The sequence below is a fragment of the Streptomyces sp. NPDC050564 genome (assembly GCF_044457265.1).
Taxonomy (GTDB): Bacteria; Actinomycetota; Actinomycetes; order Streptomycetales; family Streptomycetaceae; genus Streptomyces.
Genome location: NZ_JBITGS010000004.1, coordinates 129,148 through 142,134 on the forward strand (window position 1 = coordinate 129,148; position 12,987 = coordinate 142,134).

The 12,987-nt window shown below is 71.4% G+C and carries 11 protein-coding genes; 4 read left to right on the top strand and 7 right to left on the bottom strand.

Going from position 1 to position 12,987, the window contains the following annotated elements:
* Positions 1-119: 119 nt before the first annotated feature.
* Positions 120-1,520 (bottom strand): PLP-dependent aminotransferase family protein, encoded by a 1,401-nt coding sequence (locus ACIBK0_RS08290; RefSeq protein WP_399076951.1) that lies wholly within the window; start codon positions 1,518-1,520, stop codon positions 120-122.
* 47 nt (positions 1,521-1,567) lie between these two features.
* Here ACIBK0_RS08290 and ACIBK0_RS08295 point away from each other — a divergent pair, with 47 nt between their 5' ends.
* From ACIBK0_RS08295 to ACIBK0_RS08305, 3 genes are read left to right on the top strand one after another with little or no spacing between them, the layout of a single operon-like run.
* Positions 1,568-2,125, top strand: a complete 558-nt coding sequence (locus tag ACIBK0_RS08295) for a carboxymuconolactone decarboxylase family protein (protein WP_399076953.1) — start codon at positions 1,568-1,570, stop codon at positions 2,123-2,125.
* A 56-nt stretch (positions 2,126-2,181) separates the two neighbouring features.
* The gene (locus ACIBK0_RS08300) at positions 2,182-2,607 is read left to right on the top strand and encodes a carboxymuconolactone decarboxylase family protein (protein ID WP_399077364.1); all 426 of its coding nucleotides are present in this window, start codon (positions 2,182-2,184) and stop codon (positions 2,605-2,607) included.
* The gene (locus ACIBK0_RS08305) at positions 2,601-3,329 is read left to right on the top strand and encodes an isocitrate lyase/phosphoenolpyruvate mutase family protein (protein ID WP_399076955.1); all 729 of its coding nucleotides are present in this window, start codon (positions 2,601-2,603) and stop codon (positions 3,327-3,329) included. The genes ACIBK0_RS08300 and ACIBK0_RS08305 overlap by 7 nt, the downstream gene beginning before the upstream one ends.
* Before the next feature lie 141 nt (positions 3,330-3,470).
* On the opposite strand, the gene ACIBK0_RS08310 is transcribed toward ACIBK0_RS08305, so the two are convergent.
* The 5 genes from ACIBK0_RS08310 to ACIBK0_RS08330 all read right to left on the bottom strand — a co-directional run bounded on the left by ACIBK0_RS08310 (position 3,471) and on the right by ACIBK0_RS08330 (position 10,732).
* The gene (locus ACIBK0_RS08310; protein ID WP_399076957.1) at positions 3,471-4,430 is read right to left on the bottom strand and encodes an ABC transporter substrate-binding protein; all 960 of its coding nucleotides are present in this window, start codon (positions 4,428-4,430) and stop codon (positions 3,471-3,473) included.
* Between the two features lies 1 nt (position 4,431).
* The gene (locus tag ACIBK0_RS08315) at positions 4,432-6,390 is read right to left on the bottom strand and encodes an ABC transporter permease (RefSeq protein WP_399076959.1); all 1,959 of its coding nucleotides are present in this window, start codon (positions 6,388-6,390) and stop codon (positions 4,432-4,434) included.
* The gene (locus ACIBK0_RS08320; protein ID WP_399076961.1) at positions 6,390-7,622 is read right to left on the bottom strand and encodes a glycine betaine/L-proline ABC transporter ATP-binding protein; all 1,233 of its coding nucleotides are present in this window, start codon (positions 7,620-7,622) and stop codon (positions 6,390-6,392) included. The genes ACIBK0_RS08315 and ACIBK0_RS08320 overlap by 1 nt, the downstream gene beginning before the upstream one ends.
* Positions 7,622-9,151: a GMC family oxidoreductase gene (locus ACIBK0_RS08325; protein WP_399076963.1), complete on the bottom strand. Its 1,530-nt coding sequence runs from the start codon at positions 9,149-9,151 to the stop codon at positions 7,622-7,624. The genes ACIBK0_RS08320 and ACIBK0_RS08325 overlap by 1 nt, the downstream gene beginning before the upstream one ends.
* 69 nt (positions 9,152-9,220) lie before the next feature.
* Positions 9,221-10,732: an aldehyde dehydrogenase family protein gene (locus ACIBK0_RS08330; RefSeq protein ID WP_399076965.1), complete on the bottom strand. Its 1,512-nt coding sequence runs from the start codon at positions 10,730-10,732 to the stop codon at positions 9,221-9,223.
* 298 nt (positions 10,733-11,030) lie between these two features.
* Between ACIBK0_RS08330 and ACIBK0_RS08335 the strand changes: the two genes are divergently transcribed.
* On the top strand, positions 11,031-11,987 hold the full coding sequence (locus ACIBK0_RS08335; RefSeq protein WP_399076967.1) for a GNAT family N-acetyltransferase: 957 nt from the start codon (positions 11,031-11,033) through the stop codon (positions 11,985-11,987).
* Between the two features lie 76 nt (positions 11,988-12,063).
* On the opposite strand, the gene ACIBK0_RS08340 is transcribed toward ACIBK0_RS08335, so the two are convergent.
* Positions 12,064-12,987, bottom strand: coding sequence for a hypothetical protein (locus tag ACIBK0_RS08340; RefSeq protein WP_399076969.1), 924 nt, complete (start codon positions 12,985-12,987; stop codon positions 12,064-12,066).

Sequence of the window (12,987 nt, forward strand, 5' to 3'; positions counted from 1 at the left end):
CTTAAAAAGGGGCGCGGGGAACTGCGCAGTCTTTTGAGCGGGGGTCTGGGGGCGGCAGCCCCCAGGTACGGGACGGGCAGGGGCGGAGGGGGCGAAACCACCCACCGTCACAGGAACCCTCAAGGCAGCACCCGGCACAGCGCGTCCAGGGCGCCCGACCACGCGTGGTCCGGTGGTGTGCCGTAGCCCACGACCAGCGCGTCCAGGGGCTCGGGGACCGCGTCGGGATGGCGGTAGCGCGACAGGCCGTGGACGGCGAGACCCTGCCAGGCGGCGGCCTGGACCACCGACTGTTCGGTGCCCGGGGGGAGTTGGAGCACGGCGTGCAGGCCGGCGGCGATGCCGGTTGCGTGGACGGCGGGGGCCCGGGTCGCGAGGGCGGCGACAAGGGCGTCCCGGCGGAGCCGATAGCGGAGCCGGGCGGCGCGGACGTGTCGGTCGTACGCGCCGGAGGTGAGGAACTCGGCGAGGGTCAGCTGGTCCAGGGCACCGGTGGACCAGCCCCCGCCGCCCTTCAGGGAGACGACCTCGTCCGCGAGCGACGGGGGCAGCACCAGCCAGCCCAGACGCAGCGCGGGGGCCAGCGACTTGCTGGCGGTGCCCAGGTAGACCACGCGGTCGGGGTCGAGGCCCTGCAGAGCGCCGACCGGCTGGCGGTCGTAGCGGAACTCGCCGTCGTAGTCGTCCTCGAGGATCAGGCCGCCGGTGCGGCGGGCCCAGTCCACCACCGCGGCCCGGCGGTCCGGATGGAGCGGCACACCCATGGGGAACTGGTGAGCGGGGGTGAGCAGGACGGCTCGCGCCCCCGGCAAGTCGCTTGTGCGCGTGCCCAGTTCATCGAAGGAGAGCGGCGTCGTGCGCAGGCCCGAGCGGTGCGCAAGGTTCCAGTGGACGTCCAGGCCGTACGACTCCACGGCGAGGGAGCGCAGGCCCCGCTGCCGCAGCACCGCGCCGAGCATATTCAGGCCGTCCGAGAACCCGGAGCAGATCACGATGCGCTCCGGGTCGGCCCGTACGCCCCGGGCACGGGAGAGGTACTGCGCGAGGGCGGTGCGCAGTTCGAGGCGGCCTCGCGGATCGCCGTAGCCGAGGGCGTCGTGCGGCGCGGCGGCGAGCGCGCGACGGGCCGCCTTGAGCCACGCGGTGCGCGGGAACGAGGCGAGGTCGGGGCTGCCGGGGACCAGGTCGTAGGTGGGGCGCCCTTGCTCGCGTCTGCGCGGCGCCCGCTCCGGCGCCGGTCGCACCACCGTCCGCTCGGCCACCCTCGTGCCCGAGCCCTGGCGTGCGGTGAGCCAGCCCTCCGCGACGAGATCGGCGTACGCGTCGGCGACCGTGTTGCGCGCGATGGCGAGATCGGCGGCGAGCGAGCGGGAGGACGGGAGGCGGGTTCCGGGGGCCAGACGGCCGCTGCGGACCGCGTCGCGGAGCGCGTCCGTCAGGCCTTTGCGGACGCCGGATCCGGTCGGCTCGACGTGGAGATCCACCCCGTCGGCCCCCAAAGTGGCCCATGTTTTCGCCATGGAAATGGACCATACTCCTGGGCTACTCCACTCATAGGGTCGATCACATGACGACCCACACGGACGAGACCACGAAGAGCACGATGCAGGGGACGGCCCAGACGCCCGAGACGATCGCCGCGACCGTGCGGTACGCCCCCGAGCACGGCCCTCGCCTGAACTGGGCCCGGCTCGCCCCCGACGTCTACAAGGCCATGATCAAGCTCGACGCGGCGGCCCGGCGGGGTGTGGACCCGGTACTCCTGGAACTGGTGAAGATCCGCGCCTCGCAGCTCAACCACTGCGCCTTCTGCCTCGACATGCACACCAAGGACGCGCTCGCGGCGGGCGAGAGCGTCGAGCGGATCGTGCAGCTGAGCGCCTGGGAGGAGTCGAAGCACTTCTACACGGAGCAGGAACTCGCGGCGATCGAACTGACCGACGCGGTCACGGTCCTGACGGACGGCTTCGTGCCGGACGAGGTGTACGAGCGCGCCGCCGCCCACTTCGAGGAGGCCGAGCTGGCCCAGCTGATCGCCGCGATCACGGTGATCAACGCGTGGAACAGGTTCGGCGTGACCTGCCGTCTCGTCCCCGGGCACTACCAGGCGGGCCAGCACAAGTGACGGCCGCCCACGGGACGGCGCGCACGACCCGCCTTGACGCCGGCGTCCGTACCGCGATGCAGGCGCTCAGCGCCGCCGCGAAGAAGGGGCTCGGGGACCCTGCACTCGCCGAGCTGGTCATAATCCGCGCCTCGCAGCTCAACCACTGCGCGTTCTGCCTCGACATGCATCTGAAGCTCGCCCGCAGGCAGGGGATCGACGAGGACCGGATCCAGCTCCTCAACGCGTGGGAGGAGACCGGGGAGTTGTACAGCGAGCGTGAGATGGCGGCGTTAGCGCTGACCGAGGCCGTCACGGTCCTGACGGGGAGCACCTCCCGGACGAAATCCGGGGCAGGCGTGCCGGACGAGGTGTACGAGCGGGCGGCCAAGCATTTCGACGAGGGGCAATTGGCCCATCTCATCGGGTTGATCACTGTCATCAACGGGTGGAACCGGCTGATGGTCAGCCGTCGTATCCCGGCGGGGAGCACGCAATGGTGAGCGAGGTCGCGACGAAGGTCGAGAGGTTCCGCGCGCTGCACCAGGGCCGTCTCCCGGGCGAGCCGCTGGTCCTGCCCGGCCCGTGGGACGCCGCGAGCGCTCGGGCGTTCGCGGACGCCGGGTTCCCGGCGCTCGCCACGCCCAGCGCCGGGGTCGCCGCGTCGCTCGGGTACGAGGACGGGGCCACGCCCGCCGCTGAGATGTTCGCGGCGGTCGCGCGGATCGTACGAGTCGTCGACGTCCCCGTGTCCGCGGATGTCGAGGACGGATACGGGCTCGCGCCCAAGGAGTTGGTGGAGCGGCTGCTGGAAGCGGGTGCGGTCGGCTGCAATCTCGAGGACTCCGTCGGGGGTGTTCTCAAGGATGCGGCACGGCATGCCGAGTGGCTCGCCGAGGTGCGGGGCGCCGCGGGTGGGCAGCTCTTCGTCAACGCTCGCGTCGATGTCTTCGTGCACGGAGACTCGGATCCGGAGCGGGCGATCGAGCGGGCCGCGCTGTACGTGGCTGCCGGGGCCGACTGTGTGTATCCGATCGGGGCGCCCGTCGACGTACTTCCGCTGCTGCGGGCGGGGATTCAGGGGCCGATGAATGTGATCGCCCGGCTCGACGAGCCCTCGGTGTCCGACCTGGGGGAGCTCGGGGCCACGCGCGTCACGTTCGGGCCGGGGCTGCAGCGGCGCGCTGCCGAGGCAGTGCGGGGGATCGTGGCCGGCCTGCGATAGGCCCACGCCGGGCGCCTCTTTCCGGGGCGCCCGGCGTGGGACCGAACTCGGGGTGGGTCGCGCAGCCCAGCGCTTACGGGGTGCCGCTCTCTTGGGGACGGGTACCGCCCCTGGCGCCGCGCATGCCCACGGCCGGGACGGCTACGACGGGAGCCATTGCCGCCATGTCGCCTCATGGGACTGGACCCACTTCTTCGCCGCCTCCTGGGGCGACAGCTTGTCGTTGGCGATCATCAGGGAGACCTCGTTCTGGTCCTCGGTCGTCCACTTGAAGTTCTTCAGGAACTGGGCCGCCTTGCCGCCGGTCTTCGCGAAGTCAGCGTTGAGGTACTTCTGGAGCGGGGTGTGCGGATACGCGCAGGCGACCTTCTTCGTGTCCGCGTCGCAGCCCTCCTTGTAGGCGGGTAGCTTCACCTCGGTCATGGGGACCTTCTTGAAGAGCCACTGCGGGGAGTACCAGTAGGTGAGGAAGGGCTTCTTCTCCTTGGCGAACTGCTTCATCTGGGTGATCTGCGCGGCCTCCGAACCGGCGAACACCACCTGGTAGTTCAGCTTCAGGTTGTCGACCAGGGCCTTGTCGTTGGTGACGTAGGACGGGGAGCCGTCGAGGAGCTGTCCCTTGCCGCCGCTCTCCGCGGTGCGGAGCTGATCGGCGTACTTGTTGAGGTTCTTCCAGTCCGTCACGTCCGGATGCTGCTGGGCGAAGTACGTGGGGACGTACCAGCCGATGTGGCCCGTGACGCCCAGGTCGCCGCCGCGCGCGATGGTCTTCTTGTCCTCGACGTAGCGCTTCTCCTGGTCGGGGTGACCCCAGTCCTCCAGGATCGCGTCGACGCGGCCCTGGCTGAGCGCGTCCCAGGCGGGGACTTCGTCGACCTGGACGGTGTCGACGCGGTAGCCGATCTCGTGCTCCAGGAGGTACTGGGCCACGGCCTCGTTGGACTGGGCGCCGACCCACGACTGCACGGACAGGGTCACGGTCTTGGCGCCCCGGGCGTTCGCGAAGGGCGAGGCCTGCTTGGTCATGTCGGCGGCGCCGCAGCCGGTCAGCAGCATCAGGGCCGAGGCACCGGCCACCACATAAGTCGTACGCAGTCGCATGTCACGCTCCCTTCTTCGCGCGGCGTTCCGTCGGCTGGGTCACCCGGTCGAGCATGAGGCCGAGGCAGACGATGGCGGCGCCGGCGACCAGGCCGGTCGCCAGGTCGCCCTGGGCGAGGCCGAAGACGACGTCGTAGCCGAGCGCACCGCCGCCGACGAGACCGCCGATGATGACGACGGCGAGGACGAGGACGACGCCCTGGTTGACGGCGAGGAGCAGTGCGGGGCGGGCCAGCGGCAGCTGGACCTGGCGCAGTTGCTGCCCGCTGGTCGCGCCGAGCGAGCGGGCCGACTCCAGCGCGGCCGGGTCGACGGCGCGCAGGCCCTGGGTGGTGATGCGGACGACCGCCGGCAGGGCGTAGACGACCGCGGCGGCCACGGCGGGCGCGCGGCCGACGCCGAACAGCGCCACCACCGGGATCAGATACACGAACTGCGGCATGGTCTGGAAGACGTCCAGCACCGGGCGCAGCAGGCGCTCGACGCGCTCACTGCGCGCGGCGGCGATGCCGATCGCGAAGCCCAGGACGAGGGTCACGGCGACCGCCGCGAGCACCTGCGAGAGCGTGTCCAGCGACGGCTTCCAGACGCCCAGCACACCGATCGCGGCCATCGCGAGGACGGCGGTGAGCGCGGTGCGCCAGGTGCCGATCAGCCAGGCGAGGGCGGCGACGATCAGGAGGACCGACCACCAGGGCAGCCACTGGAGGCCGTCCCGGAGCGGGTCCAGGATCCAGGTCGTGAAGTGGCCCGCCCAGTCGGCGGTGCCGCCGATGTACGGGACGCCGGAGTAGAGGTGGCTGGTCATCCAGTCGACGACGCGGTTCACCGGCTCGGCGATGTGGACGGCCCAGGTGTCGGGCCAGTCCAGGCGGTCCGTGAGACGCCCGGCGAGCGCGACGGCGACGGCCACGACTGCGGCGTACGCCCATGCCCTGGGGTTCCTCCGGGAGTCGCCGCCGAGCCGCTCCCCCGCCGCTGCCGTCACCCGGTCCAGGACGACCGCGAGCAGCACGATCGGGATTCCGGCGGCCAGCGCGGCGCCTACGTCGACGGAGGCCAGCGCCTGGTAGACGCGGTCACCGAGGCCGCCCGCGCCGATCACGGAGGCGATCACGGCCATGGACAGCGCCATCATGATCGTCTGATTGAGGCCGAGGAGGAGTTCCTTGCGGGCCAGGGGCAGACGGGCGGTGAGCAGCCGCTGGCGGGCCGTGGCACCGAGCGAGGCGACGGCCTCCATCACACCGGTGTCCGCGCCGCGCAGGCCCAGCGCGGTGAGGCGGGCCATGGGCGGGGCGGCGTACACGACGGTCGCCAGTACGGCCGCGGGGACGCCGATGCCGAAGACCAGGACGACGGGGAGGAGGTACGCGAACGCCGGGAGCACCTGCATGGTGTCCAGCACGGGCCGCAAGGCGCGGTACGTGCGGTCGGACAGGCCCGCGGCGAGGCCGAGCAGCGTGCCCAGTGCCACGGACGCGAGCACGGCGACCACCATGAGCGCCAGCGTCTGCATGGTGGGGACCCACATGCCGAGCAGGCCGCAGGTGAGGAACGCGGCAGCAGTGCCGAGGGCCAGCCGTACGCCCGCCGTTCGCCAGGCGACGAGGGCCGCTACGGCGGTCACTCCCGCCCAGCCCACTGCGAGCAGCACGAGGTAGACGGCGCGTACGGAAAGGACGACGGCGTTGCTGATGTAGCCGAAGAAGTACAGGAACAGGGGGTGGCTGTCCCTGTTGTCGATGATCCAGGTGCTGACCTTGCCCAGGGGGTTGGTGAGGTCGACGGTGAGCGCGTGCGGCCAGGTTCCGCTGGCCCAACGGGCGTTGAGGACGGGCACGATCACGGCTGCCGCCAGGGCGAGCAGGGCCAGCTTGCCCGCGGCTCGGTGGCGGACGACGGTTCTGGCTCGCTCGGCCAGTCCGGTATGGCCCAGCGGCGCTGTTGCGGTAGCCATCACGCCACCTCCTCGCCGTTGGCGACAGAGGAACCTGCGTCGGGGCCGGCCGGGGGTCGGGGGTCGCGGGCCGGCGTTTTACCGGTGCCGCCGCTCTTGGGGACGGGTACCGCCCCAGCGGCGCGATCGCCCGCCGTTGAAGCGGCTGCGTCGGCCGTTTCGGTGGCCCGGCTGCCCGCAGCTGTACCGGCGACCACCTCCAGCAGTGCCCCGGAGTCCACGACCCCGACGCAGCGGCCATGGTCCATGACCCGGGCCGAGGAGCCGGTGCGCGCCACCGCCTCGATGGCTTCCGAGACCGTCGCCTCCGGCGTCACGGCGGGCCCTTCGCCCGCCTCCTTGGCGGACGCGGCCCGCATCGCCGAACGCACCGTCATCACCTGCTCGCGCGGCACGTCCCGTACGAACTCGCGGACGTAGTCGTCGGCGGGTGAGCCGACGATCTCCTCGGGGGTGCCGAGCTGGACGATGCGGCCGTCGCGCATCAGGGCGATGCGGTCGCCGAGGCGCAGGGCCTCGTTCAGGTCGTGGGTGATGAAGACCATCGTGCGGCCCTCCTCGCGGTGGAGCCGGATGACCTCCTCCTGCATGTCGCGCCGGATCAGCGGGTCGAGCGCGCTGAACGGTTCGTCGAAGAGGAGCACCTCGGGGTCGACGGCGAGCGCCCGGGCCAGGCCCACGCGCTGCTGCTGGCCGCCGGACAGCTGACCCGGCCTGCGCTGCTCCATGCCCTCGAGGCCGACCTTGGCGACGATTTCGGCCGCCTTCGCGCGGCGCTCCGCACGCGAGACGCCCTGGATCTCCAGGCCGTACGCGACGTTGTCGAGGACCGTGCGGTGCGGCAGCAGGCCGAAGTGCTGGAAGACCATCGCGGCGCGGTGGCGGCGCAGTTCGCGCAGCCGGGTCTTGTCCATGGCGAGGACGTCCTCGCCGTCGATCGCCAGGCCGCCGGAGGTGGGTTCGATCAGCCGGGTGAGGCAGCGCACGAGCGTGGACTTACCCGAGCCGGAGAGGCCCATCACCACGAACACCTCGCCCTTGCGCACGTCGAAGCTGACGTCGTGGACGGCGGCCGTGCAGCCGGTGCGGGAGCGCAGCTCCGCGGGGGTGAGCGCGGCGAGCTCGGCGTCGGCGGGGACGCGCTCGGCCTTGGGGCCGAAGACCTTCCACAGGTTGTGCACGGAGAAGACGGGCTCAGTGCCCTGGTCCTGACGCGGGGTCGCGGTACTCATCACGCACCGCCCCCGATCAGCTCGGCGCACTTCTCCCCGACCATGAGTACCCCGATCATCGGGTTCACGGCGGGCATCGTCGGGAAGACGGACGCGTCGGCGATCCGGATGCCGTCGAGGCCGCGGATGCGCAGCTCGGGGTCGACGACCGCGAGTTCGTCCGATGGCGCGCCCATACGGCAGGTGCCCGCCGGGTGGTACACGGTGTGCGCCACCTGGCGCGCGTACGCACTGAGTTCCTCGTCGTCCGTGACGGCCGGGCCGGGACACACCTCGCGCTTGAGCCAGCCGGCGAGCGGCTCGGCCTTGGCTATCTCGCGGGCGATCTTGATGCCGTCGACGAGAGTGCGGCCGTCGTAGTCGTCCTCGTCCGTGAAGTAGCGGAAGTCGAGGGCGGGCTTCTCGGCCGGGTCGGCGCTGGTCAGGTACAGGCGTCCGCGGCTGCGCGGTTTGGGGATGTTGGGGGTCATCGACACGCCGTGCGCCGGGCGCTCGTAGCCGAGCCGCTCCGGGTTGTCCGTGAAGGGGATCTGGTAGAAGTGGAACATCAGGTCCGGCCCCTGGTGCTCCGGATCGCGGCGCACGAACAGTCCCGCGTCGGAGTCCATCGCGGAGTTCTCGGGGATGGGCCCGTTCGTCTCCCAGACGATGACGGACTCGGGGTGGTCGAGCAGGTTCTCGCCGACACCGGGGAGGTCGAGCGCGACCGGGATGCCGAGCGCCTCCAGTTCCGCGCGCGGCCCGATGCCGGAGTGCAGCAGCAGCCGCGGCGAGTCCACGGCGCCCGCGCACAGCAGGACCTCGGTGCGAGCCCGTACGAGGATCTCCTCGCCGTCCTTGGTGCGGACGTGCACGCCCGTCGCCCGCGTCCCGTCCAGCTCCAGCTTGTAGGCCCAGGTCTCCAGCAGCAGCGTCAGGTTGGCGCGCTGGTCCATCACCGGATGCAGATACGCCACCGACGCGCTCGACCGCTTGTTGTTCTCCGGGTGGTACGCCAGGTCGAAGAAGCCGACGCCCTCGGTGAACGGCTCCTTGTTGAAGCCCTCGACGCGTGGTACATCGAGCGCCTGCTGCGCCGCGTCGACGAAGTCGCGGGCGATGGCGTTCCGGTCCTTCTCGTCGACCGGGACGATGTTGTTGAGGAGCCGTGCGTAGTACGCCTCCATCGGCACCGCGCCCCAGCCCTTGGCGCCCGCCGCCTCCCACTCGTCCCAGTCGGACGGCAGCGGCTTGAAGGCGATCAGCGTGTTGTGGGACGAGCAGCCGCCGAGCACCCGGGCGCGGCTGTGCCGGATGTACGAGTTGCCGCGCGGCTGCTCGGTCGTCGGGTAGTCGTAGTCCAGCTCTCCGCCGAGCAGGCCCATCCAGCGGCGCAGGGTGAGGACGTCCTCGCGGTCGACGTCACTGGGGCCGCCCTCGATGACGGCGACGGTGACGTCCGGGTTCTCGGTGAGGCGGGATGCGATGACGGAGCCCGCCGTGCCGCCGCCGATGACGACGTAGTCGTACGTGTTCTCGTGCTGGGACATGAAGTGGTGCTCCTCTGGGGCGTGCAAGGTGCGGCGCGTAGTGGTGGTGGGGGGACGGGGGCGGCGGCTTCAGCCGGCGAACCAGCGGACCGGCTTCGGCGCGAGGTTCTGGTACACGTGCTTCGTCTCGCGGTACTCGGCGAGACCGGCGGGCCCGAGCTCGCGCCCCACCCCGCTCTTGCCGAAGCCGCCCCACTCCGCCTGCGGGAGATAGGGGTGGAAGTCGTTGATCCAGACGGTGCCGTGCCGCAGCCGTCCGGCGACGCGGCGGGCGCGGCCCGCGTCGGCGCTCCATACGGCGCCGGCGAGCCCGTACTCGGTGTCGTTGGCGAGCGCGACGGCCTCGTCCTCGGTGCGGAAGGTCTCCACCGTGAGGACCGGCCCGAAGACCTCCTCGCGGACGACCCTCATCTCGCGGTGGCACTGGTCGAGGACGGTCGGCTCGTAGAAGTACCCGGTGGCGGGCCGGACCTCGGACGGCTCGGGCCGCTTGCCGCCCGCCCGCAGCACCGCGCCCTCGGCCAGCGCGGAGGCGACGTAGGCCTCGGTCTTCTCACGCTGCTGCTCGGAGACGAGCGGCCCGCACTCCACTTCCTTCTCGGTACCGCGCCCGAGCCTGATCCTTGCGGCCCTGCGGGCGAGTTCGGCGACGAAGCGCTCGCGCACCGACTCCTCGACGATGAGGCGCGACCCGGCGGAACACACCTGACCGCTGTGGATGAAGGCGGCGTTGAGGGCCTGGTCGACGGCGGTGTCCAAGCCTTCCTCGGTGGCGCAGGCGTCGGCGAAGACGACGTTCGGGTTCTTGCCGCCGAGCTCGAGGGCGACCTTCTTGACGCTCACGGCGGCGGCCTGCGCGACCTTCGTACCGCTGATGAGGCCGCCCGTGAACGAGACGAGGTCGACGTCGGGGTGTTCGGCGAGGCGGGCGCCGACCGTGTGCCCCGGTCCGGTGACGATGTTGGCGACTCCGGCGGGCAGCCCGGCCTCGGCCAGCAGCTCGATCAGCGCGACGGTCGTCAGCGGAGTGATCTCGCTGGGCTTGACGACGAAGGTGTTCCCGGCGGCGAGCGCGGGCGCAATCTTCCAACTGGCTTGCAGGATGGGGTAGTTCCAGGGAGTGATCATCGCGCAGACGCCGACGGGCTCGTGCACCACGACGCTGTGGATGTCGTCGGAGCCCGCGTCCACAACCCGTCCGCCGCCTTCGCCCACGACGAGATCGGCGAAGTACCGGAACGCGTCGGCGACACAGTCGATGTCGACGCGCCCCTCCTCGACGGTCTTGCCCGCGTCGCGGCTCTCCAGGAGCCCGAGCTGTTCACGGTCGCGTACGAGGAGATCGGCGACGCGACGCAGGAGGGCGGCGCGTTCGGCCACGGGGGTGTGCGGCCACGGGCCCGCGTCGAAGGCGCGACGGGCGGCCTCGACGGCCGCGTCCGCATCCTTCTCGTCACCCTCCGCGACCACGGCGAACGGCTCGGCATCGGCGGGATCGAGGATCTCGCGGGTGGCACGGGAGACGGCTTCGCGCCACTCGCCGCCCACATGAATGGTCTGTTGTGCCTGCTGTCCGGCCATGATCGGTGTTGCCTTCCGTTCCTGTTCAGTGCCCCTGCGTCACACACGTGTCACCCTCGGGGGCCGGGAGCATCTGCCCCCCGACCCCGGATGCATGCACAACCCGTGACCAAAAGTGCGCCGGGTCACTGAAAAATGGTTGCAAATGCGGCCAAATCACCCGAAGCGGATGCCGAGAGTGATCGGCATCCCGGAGGGAGGGGCGCGACGTTCCGGAAGAAGGGTGCCGACACGCCGCTCACGCGTTTCCTCCGGCCCGTGGACACCTCCATATTCCTTTGACTAAAGTCAAAGGAATATGGAGCCAGTGTCAGCGAACCACGTGAAGGCGCTGCGGCGGTTCAACCGCTACTTCACGCGCCGCATCGGTGTACTCGACGATCACTACCTCGGCCAGGACCGGCCCCTCGGCGAGGCACGGCTGCTCTTCGAGATCGGGCACGACGGCGCCTCGTTGCGGGAGCTCAGGAGCCGACTCGGCCTGGACGCCGGATACCTGAGCCGGATGATCCGGGCGCTGGAGGCGCAGGGTCTCGTACGGGTGAGCGTGCATCCCACGGACAGCCGGCTGCGGATGGCGGAGCTCACGCCGACCGGTCTCGTCGAGGTCGAGGAGCAGAACCGGCGGGCCAACGGGCTGGCCGAAGGGCTGCTGAGCGGTCTCGACGCACGGCAGCGCGACGAACTCACCGCCGCCGTCGCCGTCGCCGAGCGGCTGCTGCGGCTGGCCGCGATCACCGTGGAGCTCGTCGACGGCGCGTCCCGCGACGCCCGGGACTGCCTCGCCGGGTACGCCGCCGACCTCGACGACCGGTTCCCGGAAGGCTTCGACCCCGCCGCCCTCGTACGGCCCCATGAGGTGTCGGGGGACTCGGGCGCCTTCCTGGTCGCGTACGAGGAAGGGCGGCCCGTGGGCTGCGGGGCGCTGCGCCGACTCGCAGCCGGGGTGGGCGAGATCCGGCACGTCTGGGTGCACCCCGTGGCCCGGCGGCTCGGCCTCGCGCGGCGGATCCTCCTCGGCCTGGAGCGGCAGGCCGTCGAGCGCGGGTACGAGGTCGTACGGCTGGACACGCATGCGGTGCTCACGGAGGCGCAGGCGATGTACCGGGCGTGCGGATACACGGAGATCCCGCGCTACGACGAGAACGTGTATGCCGCCCACTGGTTCGAGAAGCGGCTGCCCCACGCCTCGGACCAGGAAGTGCAGGCGCCCGTCCGCCGGGGAACCGCTCACGGCCGTCCGCCCCGCCCGTGAACCACTCGTGATCGTCCGCCTTGCCCGTGAACCGCTCACGGCCGTGCGTGCCCGTGAACTGCTCTCGGCCCTACGCCTATGACCTGCTCGCGCAGTCGACACCGGTGGGGCAGAAGGAGTTCAGGGCCGTCGTGAGCGTGCCGGTCATGTCCTCGCCCTCGGGACCACTCGCGTTGATCGCGTACAGCGTGCCGTCGGCTGCCGTGAAGCGGTGGTCGATGACCTGAGTGGCTCCGTGCTGCTCGCTGTCGTAGCGGTAGGTGACCTCCGTCCAGTCGGGGCCCGTCCGCCGGTCCAGGAGCTGGTAGCCCGAGAGCTGCTGCCAGATGGCCTCGGCCTGGTCCAACGACTCGGTCAGGGAGCTCTCCTTGACCTCGAACAGCATGAGCCTGCCGCTGCCACCGGGGGCCGTGTACGTGACGACCGGCGCCAGCTTGCCCTGGACCTCCTTGCGCGTCCACCCTTGCGGCACGTCCACGGTGTAACCGACGGGGTCGACCGCCCGGCTGTACCCGGGCGAGGGCCCCGGGGCAGCGGACTGCGCCGGATCGGCGTAGGTGTCCTGACTCCCCGACGTGTAACCGTTCTCCGACGAGGGAGGAGTGTGCGTGGCCGTGACGGTCACCGCCGGCCGTGTCGCGCCGGAGTCGGCGTGCCCCGCCGAGTCCTTCCTGGTCAGCGCCCACACTCCGCCTCCCACACCACCCGCGAGGAGCGCCACGACCACGATCACCACAAGGAGCCGGCGCGAGTCCGCGGTCCCCCGACCGGGCCCGGACGGTGGTGGTGGTGGCGGTTGCGGTACGGGTGCCGGAGCCGGGGGCGGATACCAGTCCGGTCGAACGAGCCCCGACTGGGTCGGCGCGGACGCCCACCACTGCTGCTCCGCGTCCGGCGGCGTCCCGCCGACGCCGGCGGCATCCCGGGCCCCGCCGCTCTCGCCCCCACCGGCACCGTCGTCGATCCACCGCTGACGGTCCGCGTCCCACCGTTGCGCCAC